16 protein-coding genes and 1 tRNA gene are annotated in these 13,940 nt (G+C 65.8%); 10 read left to right on the top strand and 7 right to left on the bottom strand.

All coding sequences use genetic code 11. The annotated features are described in order from the left end of the window. Nucleotides 1-148 precede the first annotated feature (148 nt). The 8 genes from BMG03_RS13260 to BMG03_RS13295 all read left to right on the top strand — a co-directional run bounded on the left by BMG03_RS13260 (nucleotide 149) and on the right by BMG03_RS13295 (nucleotide 6,092). Nucleotides 149-739 carry a YceD family protein gene (locus BMG03_RS13260; RefSeq protein WP_075775486.1) on the top strand — a complete coding sequence of 197 codons (591 nt, stop codon included), beginning with the start codon at nucleotides 149-151 and terminating at the stop codon, nucleotides 737-739. A 216-nt stretch (nucleotides 740-955) separates the two neighbouring features. Further along, nucleotides 956-1,162 carry a 50S ribosomal protein L32 gene (gene rpmF, locus BMG03_RS13265; protein WP_075775487.1) on the top strand — a complete coding sequence of 69 codons (207 nt, stop codon included), beginning with the start codon at nucleotides 956-958 and terminating at the stop codon, nucleotides 1,160-1,162. A 78-nt stretch (nucleotides 1,163-1,240) separates the two neighbouring features. Continuing rightward, a complete protein-coding gene (gene plsX / locus BMG03_RS13270; protein ID WP_075775729.1) occupies nucleotides 1,241-2,362 on the top strand; it encodes a phosphate acyltransferase PlsX in 1,122 nt (373 codons plus the stop codon). Then, a complete protein-coding gene (locus BMG03_RS13275) occupies nucleotides 2,359-3,333 on the top strand; it encodes a beta-ketoacyl-ACP synthase III (RefSeq protein ID WP_075775488.1) in 975 nt (324 codons plus the stop codon). Before plsX ends, BMG03_RS13275 begins: the two co-directional genes overlap by 4 nt. A 145-nt stretch (nucleotides 3,334-3,478) precedes the next feature. Then, entirely contained in the window at nucleotides 3,479-3,778 is a 300-nt protein-coding gene (gene ihfA / locus BMG03_RS13280; protein WP_075775489.1) for an integration host factor subunit alpha, read from the top strand. Nucleotides 3,779-3,805: 27 nt separating this feature from the next. Beyond that, a complete protein-coding gene (locus BMG03_RS13285; RefSeq protein ID WP_077701261.1) occupies nucleotides 3,806-4,783 on the top strand; it encodes a MerR family transcriptional regulator in 978 nt (325 codons plus the stop codon). A gap of 87 nt (nucleotides 4,784-4,870) precedes the next feature. Then, nucleotides 4,871-4,948 (top strand) — tRNA-Pro (locus BMG03_RS13290). A gap of 61 nt (nucleotides 4,949-5,009) precedes the next feature. Beyond that, nucleotides 5,010-6,092, top strand: a complete 1,083-nt coding sequence (locus BMG03_RS13295) for a 2'-deoxycytidine 5'-triphosphate deaminase (protein ID WP_075775490.1) — start codon at nucleotides 5,010-5,012, stop codon at nucleotides 6,090-6,092. A 119-nt stretch (nucleotides 6,093-6,211) separates the two neighbouring features. On the opposite strand, the gene BMG03_RS13300 is transcribed toward BMG03_RS13295, so the two are convergent. Both BMG03_RS13300 and dksA read right to left on the bottom strand, forming a co-directional pair. Continuing rightward, a complete protein-coding gene (locus BMG03_RS13300) occupies nucleotides 6,212-7,384 on the bottom strand; it encodes an FAD-dependent monooxygenase (protein ID WP_075775491.1) in 1,173 nt (390 codons plus the stop codon). A 123-nt stretch (nucleotides 7,385-7,507) separates the two neighbouring features. Further along, complete coding sequence (gene dksA / locus BMG03_RS13305) at nucleotides 7,508-7,930, bottom strand: RNA polymerase-binding protein DksA (RefSeq protein ID WP_075775492.1); 423 nt, start codon at nucleotides 7,928-7,930, stop codon at nucleotides 7,508-7,510. A gap of 238 nt (nucleotides 7,931-8,168) precedes the next feature. Here dksA and BMG03_RS13310 point away from each other — a divergent pair, with 238 nt between their 5' ends. Together BMG03_RS13310 and BMG03_RS13315 are read left to right on the top strand one after the other, a co-directional pair. Further along, complete coding sequence (locus tag BMG03_RS13310) at nucleotides 8,169-9,011, top strand: AAA family ATPase (RefSeq protein WP_075775493.1); 843 nt, start codon at nucleotides 8,169-8,171, stop codon at nucleotides 9,009-9,011. A 61-nt stretch (nucleotides 9,012-9,072) separates the two neighbouring features. After that, nucleotides 9,073-10,074 (top strand): aldo/keto reductase, encoded by a 1,002-nt coding sequence (locus BMG03_RS13315; protein ID WP_075775494.1) that lies wholly within the window; start codon nucleotides 9,073-9,075, stop codon nucleotides 10,072-10,074. A gap of 68 nt (nucleotides 10,075-10,142) precedes the next feature. Here the strand turns inward: BMG03_RS13315 and BMG03_RS13320 are convergent, their stop codons facing one another. The 5 genes from BMG03_RS13320 to BMG03_RS13340 are packed head-to-tail and all read right to left on the bottom strand — an operon-like array spanning nucleotide 10,143 to nucleotide 13,875. After that, nucleotides 10,143-10,358, bottom strand: a complete 216-nt coding sequence (locus BMG03_RS13320) for a hypothetical protein (RefSeq protein WP_075775495.1) — start codon at nucleotides 10,356-10,358, stop codon at nucleotides 10,143-10,145. Between the two features lie 14 nt (nucleotides 10,359-10,372). Further along, nucleotides 10,373-11,038 (bottom strand): SMC-Scp complex subunit ScpB, encoded by a 666-nt coding sequence (scpB, locus tag BMG03_RS13325; protein WP_075775496.1) that lies wholly within the window; start codon nucleotides 11,036-11,038, stop codon nucleotides 10,373-10,375. Next, on the bottom strand, nucleotides 11,035-11,817 hold the full coding sequence (locus BMG03_RS13330; protein ID WP_075775497.1) for a segregation and condensation protein A: 783 nt from the start codon (nucleotides 11,815-11,817) through the stop codon (nucleotides 11,035-11,037). The genes scpB and BMG03_RS13330 overlap by 4 nt, the downstream gene beginning before the upstream one ends. Further along, nucleotides 11,810-12,811, bottom strand: a complete 1,002-nt coding sequence (nagZ, locus tag BMG03_RS13335; RefSeq protein ID WP_075775498.1) for a beta-N-acetylhexosaminidase — start codon at nucleotides 12,809-12,811, stop codon at nucleotides 11,810-11,812. Before nagZ ends, BMG03_RS13330 begins: the two co-directional genes overlap by 8 nt. Next, nucleotides 12,811-13,875, bottom strand: a complete 1,065-nt coding sequence (locus BMG03_RS13340) for an SPOR domain-containing protein (RefSeq protein ID WP_075775499.1) — start codon at nucleotides 13,873-13,875, stop codon at nucleotides 12,811-12,813. Before BMG03_RS13340 ends, nagZ begins: the two co-directional genes overlap by 1 nt. Between the last annotated feature and the right edge of the window lie 65 nt (nucleotides 13,876-13,940).

A 13,940-nucleotide genomic window follows, 5' to 3' on the forward strand; every position in this document is an offset into this window, starting at 1 on the left:
CCCCTATTGCCTCTGACACTTCGGGCTTTTAGTGACGCTTACATCATGACTGCGCCGCCCTCAAGCGCTAGAGCGCGCCGACAGGGCACTCGGGCGCATGCAAAGGGTCGCCAGACAGCACCGCGCGACCCAAAACAAGGAGCCGGACATGACACAGACCCCCGTCGATCCCGACCTGCCCGCCGCCCCCGAAACGATCTGGAGCGAGCCGATGCGGCTGGCCGATCTGCCCAGCCGAAAGCCGACGCGCTTCGACATCGAGGCCAAGGGAGAGCGGCTGCAAGCGATTGCAGACTGGGCGGATATTCGCGGCGTCGAGGCGCTGCGGCTTAAAGGCGAGCTCGCGCCGAAGGGCCGCTCGGACTGGGAGCTGCGCGCGACCCTCGAGGCCCGCGTGGTTCAGGATTGTGTGATCACCCTCGCCCCGGTCACGACCGATATCCGCGAAGAAGTGGTACGGCGTTATCTCGCCGATATGGAGATGCCGACCTCCGAAGAAGTCGAGATGCCCGAGGATGACACCGCCGAGCCGCTGCCCGCGACGGTGAATCTCGGCGTCGTCGCGCTCGAGGCGATGGAGCTGGCCCTGCCGCTCTATCCGCGCGCGGAAGGCGCGGAGCTGGAAGGCGCGCAGGTTACCGAGCCCGGCGCGGAGCCGCTCAGCGACGAGCAGATGAAGCCTTTTGCCAATCTGCGCGACTTGCTTGCCAAGGGCGAAAGCGGTAAGGGCGACGCCTAGTGGAAGACGCGGTTTCGCACCGCCCGAAACCGCTTGAAAAAAGGCCGGAAAAAAGGCTTGCACGGAAAAAGAATCCGAGTATGTTCCCGGCCTCATTCGACGTTTGGCTTCGCACCCCGAGAGACGCTTTCGGCCAAGTGACGAAACCACAAGGAAAATCAGGGCTGTAACGCCGCAAACACGGGCTACTGGCCCCCGAAACCCCGAGGTTGAGACATGGCTGTCCCTCAGAATAAAGTCACGCGTTCGCGCCGTAACATGCGCCGCGCCCACGACTCGCTTACCGCTGCAAACCCGGCGGAATGCCCCAGCTGCGGCGAACTCAAGCGCCCGCACCACGTCTGCCCGTCCTGCGGTCACTACGCCGACCGTGAGGTCGTCGCTCTGACCGAAGAGGTCGACCTGGACGACGACGCGGCGTAAGCCCGTCGACCCGCGCCGCACGTCATGCAAGACTCGCAAGACCAGCCGCAGACGGGATCGCAGATGAAGGCCGCAGAGATGCAGGCCGCCCAGAAGGGCAAAGCGCCGGCGAATGCCGGCGCTGTCGTTCTGTCCATCGACGCTATGGGCGGCGATCTTGGCCCCGAGGCCACGATCGCCGGTGTCGCGAAGGCGCACCACGCCCAACCCGATCTGCATTTCATCATCCACGGCCCGCGCGCGCAGCTCGAACCGCTGATCGCCAAGCATGATCTTGGCGAATGCATCGACCTGCGCCACGCCGAACGGACCGTCACGATGGAGGACAAGCCCGCGCAGGTTCTGCGCAGCGGGCAGGATACCTCCATGTGGTCGGCCATCGAATCGGTGCGCGACAAGGAGGCCGATGTCGCGGTCTCCTGCGGGAATACCGGAGCGCTGATGCTGATCTCGATGATGCGGCTGCGCAAGGTGCCGGGCGTGAACCGTCCGGCCATCGCCTCCTTCTGGCCGTCGCGTGGGCCTGCTGGCTGGAATGTCATGCTCGATATGGGCGCGGACGTGAAAGCCGATGCGGAGGATCTGCTGACCTACGCCCTGATGGGCACGTCCTATGCGCGCAACGCGCTGGGGCTGGAGCGTCCGCGCGTAGGTCTGTTGAATATCGGCACCGAAGAGCACAAGGGCCGCCCCGAGCTGCGAGAAGCCCATGAGCTGATCAGCAACGCCCAGGAGGCGGGGCAGTTCGACTTCGCGGGTTTCGTCGAGGGCAACGAGCTTGCCGGCGCCCGTGCTGACGTCATCGTGACCGACGGCTTCACCGGCAATGTCGCGCTGAAAACCGGCGAGGGCACGGCAAAATTCGTGGCCGAACTGCTGCGCGAGGCGCTGACCTCTTCCGTCATGTCGAAGCTGGGCGCACTCCTGGCGATGGGCGCGCTCAAGCGCCTGCGGCACAAGACCGATCCGCGCCGCGCCAATGGCGGCGTCTTCCTCGGCCTCAACGGCACGGTCGTGAAATCGCACGGCTCGGCGGATGCCACCAGCTTCGCCGCCGCGATCGAACTGGCCGCCCGACTGGCACGCTCGGGCTTCGGCGCGAAGCTTGCCGCACGGGTTGCCACTGCCCTTCCCTCGGGGCAGGATGAGGCCAAATCCGGCGCGCCATCTGCCGCCGAGAAAAGCGAGAGCAGCCAATGACGATCAGATCCGTGGTGCGCGGCGTGGGCCATTACCTGCCCGAGCGCGTTGTCGAGAACGCCGAGTTCGAGAAAACGCTCGATACCACGGATGAATGGATTCGCGGCCGCACCGGGATCGAACGCCGCCACATCGCCGCCGAGGGGGAATACACTTCGGATCTCGCGATCAAGGCCGCGAAAGCCGCGCTTGAAGACGCGAATATGAGCGTCGACCAGATCGACGCGATCGTCGTCGCGACCTCGACGCCCGACAGCACTTTCCCTTCCGTCGCCACGATGGTTCAGGCGGGGCTGGGCTCGACCACGGGCTTTGCCTATGACGTGCAGGCGGTCTGCGCGGGCTTCATCTTCGCGCTGACCAATGCGAACGGGCTGATCCTCTCGGGTCAAGCCGAGCGCGTGCTGGTGATCGGCGCCGAGACCTTCTCGCGGATCATGGACTGGACCGACCGGGGCACCTGCGTGCTGTTCGGGGATGGCGCGGGCGCGCTGATCCTCGAAGCCGCCGAGGGCACGGGCACGTCGACCGATCGCGGAATCCTGTCGTCGGACCTGCATTCCGATGGGCGCTACAAAGACCTGCTCTATGTCGACGGCGGGGTGTCGACCACCGGCACGGCGGGACATCTGCGCATGCAAGGCAACGCGGTCTTCAAACATGCGGTCACCAAGCTCGCCGAGACTGCGCACAAAGCCCTCGATAAGGCCGGGCTCACCGGCGAGAACGTCGACTGGATCGTGCCGCATCAGGCGAACCTGCGCATCATCGCAGCCACGGCCGAGCGGATGCAGCTGCCGATGGACCGCGTGATCGTCACGGTTCAGGACCACGGCAACACCTCCGCGGCCTCGATCCCGCTGGCCCTCTCGGTCGGCAAGCAACGCGGCCAGATCAAGGAAGGCCAGGTTCTGGTCACCGAGGCGATCGGCGGCGGTCTGGCATGGGGCTCTGTGGTTCTGCGCTGGTAAGCGCGACCTCTCTGCATTCGTTTTAAGCGTCTCCCGCGCAAACGCGCGTGAGCCCGCGCATCAAGCCCGTCCGCCAAGTGCTTGATATTGACTCGGGAATTACGGTCGGTCACTGTTAGCGAAATTCTTTATCCGGGGGGATAGGATGTCGAAGACCCTGACGCGCATGGATCTCAGCGAAGCGGTGTTCCGCGAGGTTGGATTGTCGCGCAATGAATCGGCGCAGCTCGTCGAAAGCGTGCTGCAGCATATGTCCGACGCCCTCGTGGAGGGAGAAACGGTCAAGATAAGCTCTTTCGGTACCTTCTCGGTGCGCGAGAAAGCCAAGCGCATGGGCCGCAATCCCAAGACCGGCGAAGAGGTTCCGATCTCGCCGCGTCGCGTGCTGTCCTTCCGTCCCTCGCATCTGATGAAGGACCGCGTGGCGGCGGGCAATTCGAAGTAACCCGACAACAAGTGACAGGTCCTACCGATGGGTAAATCCGCCGACGCGTTTCGGACGATCTCTGAGGTTTCAGACCTTCTCGACACGCCGACCCATGTTCTGCGGTTCTGGGAGAGCAAGTTCACCCAAGTGAAGCCGGTGAAGCGCGCGGGCGGGCGGCGGTATTACCGGCCCGCTGACGTCGCACTTCTGGGCGGCATCAAGCGTCTGCTACATGACGAGGGCATGACTATCCGGGGCGTGCAAAAACTGCTGCGCGAGGAAGGTATCCGCGAGGTGGCCGCGCGGGCGGAAGTCAGCCTCGAGGATGAGCGCGAGACCGGTGAGGCCACGCAGAGCACTCCGGAGCCAATCGCCCCGGTTGCCGCGCCCCAGCCTAGCCCGGCGCCCGAAGAGGACACCCAGACGCAAGAACCCGCGCCGCAGGAACCTGCGCCCGAGACGGTCGACGCGGCCGCGACAGACACCTCTCCGCAGGAGGACGCCCCGCGAGAGGCGGCGGCCCACGAGGACGTCGTGCAGGCGGCGGCTGAAGACGCCGCCGAGAGCCGCGCGCCAAGCGAAGCGCTGCCCGAGCGTCCCGAGGAACTGCTCGACCTCAACGCCTCCGTGGAGGCGCCGATCGAGGCGCGTGAGAGTGGCTCGGTCACCCCCTTCCCCGGCGCCTCGCAGCCCTCGTTCTTCGACGAGTCGAAAACCGCTTCCCGCGAATCTCCCGAACTGGACGAGTCGGAGGATGACGCAGAGGCCCCCATGGCGCTCGATGTCGAACCCGAGCCGGAACCGTTGGCTCCTGTCGTGGCGATGACGATCGATCGCGGGGGGCAGGACCGCGCCGCGAAAAGCGCCCCGCGGGCCGATCTGGCCAAGCTGTTGCACGGGCTGCGCACCGTCGATCCGGCGCGGCTCAGCCCTGCCGATCGAGGCGATCTGCGCATGTTGCGTCTGCGTGCGCAGGCCCTTCAGCTGAGGCTCGCGCAGCATGGCTCCGCGCGCGCGGAATGAGTGATCGCAACCCCGGACGAATTGGCGTGAAATTTCTCTCACTAACTGCTTGCACCCGCCGCCCGGTTCGCACTATATCCCCCTCGTCGGGCTGTGGCGCAGCCTGGTTAGCGCGTCCGTCTGGGGGACGGAAGGTCGTGAGTTCGAATCTCGCCAGCCCGACCAATTCGACAAACGCCCACCTCTTCATCGGGGTGGGCGTTCGTGTATCCGGAGGAGGGATCGGATGACCATCGGCGTGCTGCCCGACACGATGCTGCAAGAGATGATCACGCGCGGAGAGATCGCTGCGGATCCGGCCATCATTCCCGAACAGATCCAACCTGCGAGCCTCGACCTGCGGCTTGGCACCGTGGCCTACCGGCTGCGCGCCTCGTTCCTTGCGGGCAAAGGCCAGAAGGTCTCGCATCGCCTGCATGACTTCGAGATGCACCGCATGGCGCTGACCGATGACGGCGTGGTGCTGGAAAAGGGCTGCGTCTATCTCGTGCCGCTGATGGAGAGCCTCGCGCTGCCTGAGGGCGTCACGGCGGTCGCCAATGCCAAAAGCTCCACCGGACGGCTCGATCTGCTGACGCGGCTAATCACCGATGACGGCACCGAGTTCGACCGAATCCCCCAAGGCTATAGCGGCCCGCTTTATGCCGAGATCTGCCCGCGCAGCTTCTCGGTTCTGGTACGGCCCGGCATGCGCCTCAACCAGATCCGATTCCGTGCAGGTCAGGCGGTGCTCAGCGATGCCGAGTTGAAGATCCTGCACCAGCAGGAGCCGCTCGTGGATGGCCCCGCCGTGATCGACGAGGGTCTGGGCTTCTCGGTCGATCTGAAGCCCTCTGAGGGCGATCTGGTGGGCTACCGCGCCAAGCCCCACACCGGGGTGATCGACATCGACAAGATCGGCCATTACCCGGCCCGCGACTTCTGGGAAGAGGTGCGCGCCTCCGATGGCCGCATCATCCTCGACCCCGGCGCGTTCTACATCCTCGTCAGCCGCGAGGCGGTGACGATCCCGCCCGACCACGCCGCCGAAATGGCGCCCTATCTGGCGATGGTCGGCGAGTTCCGCGTCCATTACGCGGGCTTCTTCGATCCCGGCTTCGGGCATGGGGCTGCGGGCGGCACCGGGTCGCGCGGGGTGCTGGAGGTGCGCTGCCACGAGGCCCCCTTCGCGCTCGAGCACGGGCAAGTCGTGGGCCGTCTCGTCTATGAGCGCATGGCCGAGGAGCCGCGCCAGCTCTACGGCAAGGACATCGCCTCGAACTACCAGGGTCAGGGCCTGAAGCTCGCCAAGCATTTCCGGATGGGGTGAGCCGGGAAAAGCGGCCTTCCAGTGAAAGGACGCCCCGGCGAACGCCCGGACTGCAATCGAAAGGCCGGGCAGCAACTCTGTAGCGACTGAGGGACGCGTCCGAGCCCCATAGAGACGCCCTACCCGGCCTGCTGCGTCACGTCGTGGCCATAAATCCAGTCGAAACGCCCGACCAGCCGCTCCGGAGTGAACCGGGAGGCGGCACGCAAAGCGAGATGACCCAAGGTGCGCGGAGCTCCTGACAGGTGATAATTCCGCGCGTTCTTGTTCGCCGCGGCCACGATCCGGTCACAGCGATCCCAGCGCGCATTCTGATAGGCCGCGAAAGCCAGCTCGTCGGTCTCGTGATTGGCAAGCGCCTCGGCCAGAACCCAGGCATCCTCCATCGCCATCACGGCACCCTGCGCAAGGAAAGGCAGAGTGGGATGCGCGGCGTCGCCCAGAATCGCGATACCGGGCGCGAACCAGCGCTCGGCCACAGGGTGACGGAACAGGCCCCATAGGTTAACTTTCTCGGCCTGATCGAGCCAGCCGCGCACGGTCGGGCAGAAATCCTCGAAGGCGGTGCGCAGATTGATCGGATCATCCTCGAGCGCCCAGCTCTCCTCGACCCAGCGATGCCGCTCCTCGACCGCCACGATATTGCGCAGCCCCCGGCCCAGCGGATAGCTCACAAGGTGCTTGCCTGCGCCCATGAAGACCTGCGCGATCTTCGGCTCGGCATCGTCGCACGGCACCAGCGCGCGCCACGCCACCTGATGGGTGAAGAAGGGCGCCACGCGCCCGTTGAGCGCCTCGCGCGCCTTGGAATTCAGCCCGTCCGCGCCGATCAACAGGTCGGTCTCGATCTGTGCACCCTGCTTGGTGTGCAAGACCGGATGCGGCCCCGACAGGTCCACCCGCTCGATCTGTTGCAGAAGACGGATCTTTACACCGGCCTCGCGCGCGCCTTCGGCCAGCAGTTCGATCAGCCGGGCGCGGTGGACGAAATGGTAATCGGCATCGGGCCGCAACCGCGCCATGTCGAGCTTGGCCACCTGGCTCCCGGTCTCGCCATCGACGAGCCGCACCGCCTCGGCGCGCGGCCCCGCCGCCTCCAACGCCTCGCCCAGCCCCAGCGCGCGCAGCACAGCCGCCCCGTTGGGCGAAACCTGCAGCCCGGCGCCGACCTCGCGGATCGCCTCGGCCTGTTCGAGCACCTCGACATCCGCGCCGCGCATCGCCAAGGCCCGCGCCACTGTCAGCCCCGCGATCCCCGCACCCAGAACCGTAACCTTGCGCCCGATCAGCATGGGACCTCCTTGAAAAGCGAACACCGGCACCTTGGCGGTGCCGGTGTCGAAATGTTTTGCGCGCCTTCCCGCCCGAAGGCAACGCGCGTTTCGTTCTCCGACACGCGCAATCCGCGCGTGGGATCAATCGTCGCGATGCACCCGCTCGCGGCGCTCGTGCTTCTCCTGCGCTTCCAGCGTCATCGTCGCGATCGGACGCGCATCGAGACGCTTGAGCGAGATCGGCTCCCCGGTCTTTTCGCAATAACCGTATTCGCCATTCTCGATACGGCGCAGCGCCGAGTCGATCTTGCTGACCAGCTTGCGCTGACGGTCGCGGGTGCGCAGTTCCAGCGCACGATCGGTTTCCTCGGAGGCGCGGTCGGCAATATCGGGCACGTTGCGCGCCGATTCCGCGAGACCTTCCAGCGTTTCAGCGGATTGTTCGAGAAGTTCGGCCTTCCACGCCAGAAGCTTTCTGCGGAAATATTCCAGCTGCCGGTCATTCATGAAGGGTTCATTCTCGGCCGGACGATAATCATCCGGAAGGAAAACTTCTGCTCTCATACCTGCCCTCTCTTCCGGGCCGGGGGCGCCACCATGATCGTCATTCGCCATCGGCCAACTCTCCTCGGGCGCTCCAATACCCCAAGAACACAGGGTTGTCACGTCCGCATTCACCATCACTGCGCGTTTCCTCATCAATTCTTACGCCTGGGTTGCGGCAGCATTTTGGCGCAGATAGGTTGCAAACGATTTGCGCAAGATCATTGCGTAGCGATCTCGAAACCGGAGCGTATCCCCAGTGCAATTCCAATCGACCGACAGCTATGTCGCCCCGCCCGATCTCACCGTCGCGGTCAATGCCGCAGTGGCGCTGGAGCGCCCCCTTCTGGTGAAGGGCGAGCCGGGCACCGGCAAGACGGAACTCGCGCGGCAGGTGGCACAGAGCCTCGGGATGGAGATGGTCGAGTGGAACATCAAATCCACCACCAAGGCGCAGCAGGGCCTTTACGAATACGACGCGGTGAGCCGGCTGCGCGACAGCCAGCTGGGCGACGAACGCGTCAACGACGTTAAGAACTACATCCGCAAGGGCAAGCTCTGGCAGGCCTTCGAGGCGGACCGGAAGGTCGTGCTACTGATCGACGAGGTCGACAAGGCCGATATCGAGTTCCCGAACGACCTGCTGCAGGAACTCGATAAAATGGAGTTCCACGTCTACGAAACCGGCGAGACGATCCGCGCGAAGCACCGCCCCGTCGTCATCATCACCTCGAACAACGAGAAGGAACTGCCCGACGCCTTCCTGCGCCGCTGCTTCTTCCACTACATCCGGTTCCCGGAACCCGCGGTCATGCGCGAAATCGTCGCCGTCCATTTCCCCGACATCAAGGACCGGCTGCTGACCGAGGCGCTGAGCCAGTTCTACGAGATCCGCGAAACACCGGGCCTGAAGAAGAAGCCCTCGACCTCCGAGGTGCTCGACTGGCTAAAACTCCTGCTCGCCGAGGACCTGAACCCCGAAGACCTCAAACTCGAAGGCGCGAGTCTGCTGCCGAAGCTGCACGGGGCGCTTCTGAAGAACGAGCAGGACGTACACCTGTTCGAGCGACTGGCTTTCATGGCGCGGCGGCAGGGGCGCTAGCGCCCCGGAACCCAATCACCCCGCTCACGTTGCCCCACCTGCTCACCAGAAAGGAGACCCCATGACCGACAGATACGAACTCCCGCACCCGATCGGCATGGGGGGCGTTGCGCTTGGCAACGAGTTCCGCGTCACGACAGACCGGCAGGCGGCGGACACGCTCGAGGCCGCGTGGGAAGCGGGCATCCGCTATTTCGACGTGGCGCCGCATTACGGCGTCGGCTTGGCCGAACGCCGCTACGGGCAGTTCCTGCATCACAAGCCGCGCGAAAGCTTCGTGCTCAGCTCGAAAGTCGGGCGGCTCCTGAAAGCGGGGCCCGAGCATCGCAATCAGCAGCTCATGCCCTACTCCCCCTCGCCCAATATCGAGGTCTACGACTACAGCCGCGAGGGCACGCTCCGCTCGATCGAGGACACGTTGCAGCGCACCGGGCTCGACAGTCTCGACGTGGTCTTCGTGCACGACCTCTCGCCCGATAACGGCGCGCTGCCGAAGAACTGGCTGGAGCTGTGGCCCGAGGCGGTCGAGGGCTGTTTCGCGACGCTGAGCGAGCTGCGTGACCAAGGGGTCATCAAGGCATGGGGCATGGGCGTGAACCGACCCGAGCCGATCCTGAAATCGATGGAAGACAGCGATCCGGATCTGCACCTGATGGCGAGCCAGTATTCGCTGGTAGAGCATGACCACGCGGTCGAGACGGTCTTCCCGGCGGCGCGCAAGCACGGCAACAGCTTCGTCATCGGCTCGGCGCTGAATGCGGGCTTCCTCGCGGGGCTGCACCGTTACCATTATGGCGACAAGAACAGTGTCATCGCGAAAGAGCGGATGGAGAAGCGCGATCGCCTGAGAGAGGTGGCCTTCGATCATGGGGTGAATCTGCTCGCGGCTGCGTTGCAATTCGCGAAAGCGCCGGATGTGGTGCAGACGGTGGTGGTGGGGCTTGGACGTCCCGACGAGGCGATCGACGACGTGGCGGCGATGAACATGCCGATCCCGGCGGAGTTCTGGCAGGACCTGCGCGGGGCCGGGCTGATCCACAAGGATGCGCCGGTGCCCGGCTAAGGCGTGAATAGGGGAAAGCACGAAGAAGGGCGTCGCGGGTCGATCCGGCGGCGCCCTTTTCCATGAGATCACATGCGCCGCGTGATCCGCGCCGCTTTGCGCGCGCGTTTGACCGCCTCGCGTGCGGTTTGGGCCTGCTTGCGCTCCTGCGCCGTCATCGGGCTCGCGCTCTTGCCCTTGCCGCCGCGCTTCGAAGCCATGCCGATGCCCTTGTTGATCCCCCAGTTGATCCCCCGGCGCAGGAACATCCGGATGACCATGTTGATGATCTGGTTGAAGTTCATCGGATATCCCCCTGTCAATCCTCGAACAATTCGGACTGGCCGGTCTGGACCTCGTCCTCCTCGCCCTCCTCGTCGTCGTCCGAGCCTGCACCCGGAAGGGGGCGCGAGTCCAGCAGGCCTGCGGCGCGCAGCTCCTTGAGACCCGGCAGGTCGCGGGCGCTCTCGAGGCTGAACTGGTCGAGGAATTCCTGCGTCACGACGAAGGTGACGGGTCGGCCCGGCGTCATGCGGCGCCGACCGAAGCGGATCCATTCCATTTCCAGCAACTGGTCGATCGTGCCGCGCGAGACGGCGACGCCGCGGATTTCCTCGATCTCGGCGCGGGTGACCGGCTGGTGATAGGCGATGATCGCCAGCGTCTCGACCGCGGCGCGGGAAAGCTTGCGCTCCTCAACCGTCTCTTTCTGCATCAGGAAGGCGAGATCGGGCGCGGTGCGCACGGCCCAGGCGTCGCCGACCTTCACCACCCGCACGCCGCGCCCCTCGTAGCGCTTGCGCAGGTGCACCAGCGCCTCGGCGGGGTCGCAACCATGCGGCATCCGTTCTTCCATCTCGCGGATGCGGACGGGTTCGGCAGAGGCGAAGAGGATCGCTTCGACCATCCGCTCCTGCTCGGCAATGGGCGGCGCGGCAAAGAGGGTTTCTTCTTTTTCTTCGGTCTGTTCCGGCTCGTCGTTCATGTCTTCTTCCGGATCGAAATGGGTTGGAACGTATCGCTCTGGCGCAGCTCGATCTGGCCTTGCTTGGCCATCTCCAGCGAGGCCGCGAAAGTCGCGGCAGTGGCCGAGCGTCGGCGTTTGGGGTCGGCGGTCCACCCGTCGGGCAGGAAGGTGGTCAGCTCCGACCAGCCACCGGCGAAACCGATCAGACTGCGCATCCGGTCCAGCGCCTCCTCCATCGTGAAGACATTAGTCCGATCGAACGCATAGGGGCGGAATTCATCGCGCGTGCGGATGCGCGCATAGGCCTGCATCAGGTCCATCAGCGAGGCCGAATAGGTGACCTTGCGGACGCGCTCGACCTCTTCCGAGATGCCGCGCGCGAAGGTGTCGCGCCCCAGCCGGTCGCGCGCCATCAGCTGCGCCGCCGCCTCGCGCATCGCCTGCAGGCGTTCCAGCTGGAAGGCGAGGTGCTCGGCCAGATCCTCCGCCGAGGGGCCTTCGGCCTCGGGGTCAGGCGGCAGCAGAAGCCGCGATTTCAGGAAGGCGAGCCAGGCCGCCATCACGAGGTAATCGGCGGCCAGCTCGATGCGCAGCGCCTTGGCGCGTTCGACGAAGGCCAGATATTGCTCTGCCAGTTGCAGCACGGAGATCTTGCGCAGATCGACTTTCTGGCTGCGCGAGAGCGTCAGCAGCAGGTCGAGCGGGCCTTCGAACCCGTCGACATCGACGATCAGCGCCTCGGCCTGAAGCCGATCCGCGACCGTTTGCGAGTCGAACAGATTTTCGGTGTCACTCATCCATGCCGCCGCTCAAGAGTGCCTCAAGTTCGGCATCGAGCGCGGCCATGTCAACTGTCTCGGGCGGCAAGCGCCGGTCCAGCGCGGCCTCGGCGCGGGCCTGTGCGGCCTCGCTCATCGCCGGGGCGGCCATCGCCACCTCTTCCATCGCGGGCATGTCGCCCTTGCAATGGAGCACCAGATCGCAGCCCGCCGCCAGCGCGGCAGCCGTGCGTGTCCCGAAGCCGCCCGCCAGCGCCTCCATCCCGATATCGTCGCTCATCAGGAGCCCGCCGAAGCCGATCTCCTCACGGATCATCTTGATGATCTTCGCGCTCTGCGTCGCGGGAGCCACGTCGAGCGCGGTGAAGCGGATATGCGCCGTCATGCCCAGTGGCAGATCGGAAAGCGCCTTGAACGGCGCGAAATCAGTCGCGATCAGATCGGCCTTCGAGGCCTCGACCACCGGCAAATCCTTGTGGCTGTCCGAAATCGCCCGACCGTGGCCCGGAATATGCTTGATCACCGGGAGCACGCCGCCCGCCAGCAGCCCCTCGGCCGTGGCGCGGGCATTGGCGATCACCGTCGCCGCATCCTTGCCCAGACAACGGTTTTGCAGGAAGGGATGGGTCAGAAGCCCCGCGATATCGCAGGTGGGCGCGCAGTTCACGTCAATGCCGACCGCGCGCAGCTCCTCGGCCATGATCCGCGAGCGCAGCCAGAAGGAGCGCGGTGCCTGCGCCCCTGCCTGCTTCGCCTGCTCCAGCGGCGGCAGCCATTCGCGCCACTGGGGCCCGCGCAGCCGCTGCACCCGCCCGCCTTCCTGATCGATCAGAACCGGCGCATCGCGCCCCACCGCCCCGCGCAGAGCGTCGGTCAGACGCGTGACCTGCTCGGGCGTATCGATATTGCGCGAGAACAGGATGAAGCCCCACGGATCGGCCTCGCGGAAGAAATCCCGCTCATGCGCGGAGAGCTCGGTCCCCTCGCAGCCGAAGATCGCCGCGACGCCCATCAGCGTGCCTGCGTCGGGATGCAGTTCTGCCGCTCGGCCACGAGGGCCGCGCAGAACTGGCGCGCTTCGGTCACGTCGTCGAAGCCCGCGACGCGGAGGCGATAGAAATCGCGCCCGCCGGAGCTCGCCTTCTGGATCACGCGCTTCTTGTCGGTCATCAGCGCGTCGAAGCGCTTGGCGATCCGGTCCCATTCGCCCTTCGCCGCCGCTGCCGTATCGAAGGCGCCGACCTGCACGAGGCGCGTGCCCGCCGACAGTTCGGACGGGTCGAGATCGACGACGCCAGCCTCCGCTTGCCCGGCCGACATCTGCTTCGTCACCGCCTGCTCCAGCGCCGCCGCCAGCAGCTGATCGCGCATCGGTTTGGACTGCGGGCGCGGCGAGCGCGAGACGCCCGGCACGGAGGCCGGGATCACACCGCTGACTGCGTCGCTCTCGGGGGCTGCGTCCTGCGCGACCGCATCGGGGCGCGTCTCGGGCATGGCCGGGCTCATCAATGCGGGCTCGACGGGAATGTCGGGTGCATCCTTCACCTGCGACGGATCGGCATTGAGCGCGGCAGGCTCGAGCGCCGCAATCGCCGCCTCCACGGCAGGGTTGGACGCTGGGTTGGATCCGTCACCCGCGCCAGACGCATCGCTCGCCACCTGCGTTTCCGCCGCCAGCTCGCCCATCGGCTTATCTTCGTCGGTGAACCCTTCCGGGCTTGGCGCGAGAGTCACTTTCTCAGGTGCAGGTGCCGCCTGCCCCGTGCCGGCCACGTCGTTGACAGCCAGACCGGTATGGCGCGCAAGTTCGCCGCCCGGGTCTTCGGGCGCGATCCGGGCGGGCCCGTCCATCGCGCGGATCACCGGCACGCCGTTCAGATCGCGCATCGCCAGCTTGTACCCCCAGACCACCAGACCCGCGATCATCGCGACCGAAGTCAGTGCCCCGGCCACGTTGACCCAGCGCGACACGACACGCGGCGCGCGCTCTGGAACGGGATCTTCGGGATGCGCGTAATGGGGCTGCGGGTGTTCATGCCCGTAACCCCCACTCTCGCGGTAGTCGTAGGTCGTCATGCTCGTCGCCTCGCCGCCGGTTGCCCGGCCTTGCCCGGTTGACCCGGAATTTGCCTGTTCCCGGC

The organism is Thioclava nitratireducens, from assembly GCF_001940525.2.
GTDB lineage: Bacteria > Pseudomonadota > Alphaproteobacteria > Rhodobacterales > Rhodobacteraceae > Thioclava > Thioclava nitratireducens.

Bases quoted from the DNA above. Each gene is read 5' to 3' on its own strand.
- BMG03_RS13300 (WP_075775491.1), bottom strand. From the start codon at position 7,384: ATGCTGATCGGGCGCAAGGTTACGGTTCTGGGTGCGGGGATCGCGGGG.
- nagZ (WP_075775498.1), bottom strand. From the start codon at position 12,811: ATGGGCGTCGCGGCGATCTTCGGCTGCGAGGGGACCGAGCTCTCCGCG.
- BMG03_RS13330 (WP_075775497.1), bottom strand. From the start codon at position 11,817: ATGAGTGACACCGAAAATCTGTTCGACTCGCAAACGGTCGCGGATCGG.
- ihfA (WP_075775489.1), top strand. From the start codon at position 3,479: ATGTCGAAGACCCTGACGCGCATGGATCTCAGCGAAGCGGTGTTCCGC.
- scpB (WP_075775496.1), bottom strand. From the start codon at position 11,038: ATGAACGACGAGCCGGAACAGACCGAAGAAAAAGAAGAAACCCTCTTT.
- BMG03_RS13260 (WP_075775486.1), top strand. From the start codon at position 149: ATGACACAGACCCCCGTCGATCCCGACCTGCCCGCCGCCCCCGAAACG.
- dksA (WP_075775492.1), bottom strand. From the start codon at position 7,930: ATGAGAGCAGAAGTTTTCCTTCCGGATGATTATCGTCCGGCCGAGAAT.
- BMG03_RS13275 (WP_075775488.1), top strand. From the start codon at position 2,359: ATGACGATCAGATCCGTGGTGCGCGGCGTGGGCCATTACCTGCCCGAG.
- rpmF (WP_075775487.1), top strand. From the start codon at position 956: ATGGCTGTCCCTCAGAATAAAGTCACGCGTTCGCGCCGTAACATGCGC.
- BMG03_RS13295 (WP_075775490.1), top strand. From the start codon at position 5,010: ATGACCATCGGCGTGCTGCCCGACACGATGCTGCAAGAGATGATCACG.
- BMG03_RS13315 (WP_075775494.1), top strand. From the start codon at position 9,073: ATGACCGACAGATACGAACTCCCGCACCCGATCGGCATGGGGGGCGTT.
- BMG03_RS13320 (WP_075775495.1), bottom strand. From the start codon at position 10,358: ATGAACTTCAACCAGATCATCAACATGGTCATCCGGATGTTCCTGCGC.
- plsX (WP_075775729.1), top strand. From the start codon at position 1,241: ATGCAGGCCGCCCAGAAGGGCAAAGCGCCGGCGAATGCCGGCGCTGTC.
- BMG03_RS13285 (WP_077701261.1), top strand. From the start codon at position 3,806: ATGGGTAAATCCGCCGACGCGTTTCGGACGATCTCTGAGGTTTCAGAC.
- BMG03_RS13340 (WP_075775499.1), bottom strand. From the start codon at position 13,875: ATGACGACCTACGACTACCGCGAGAGTGGGGGTTACGGGCATGAACAC.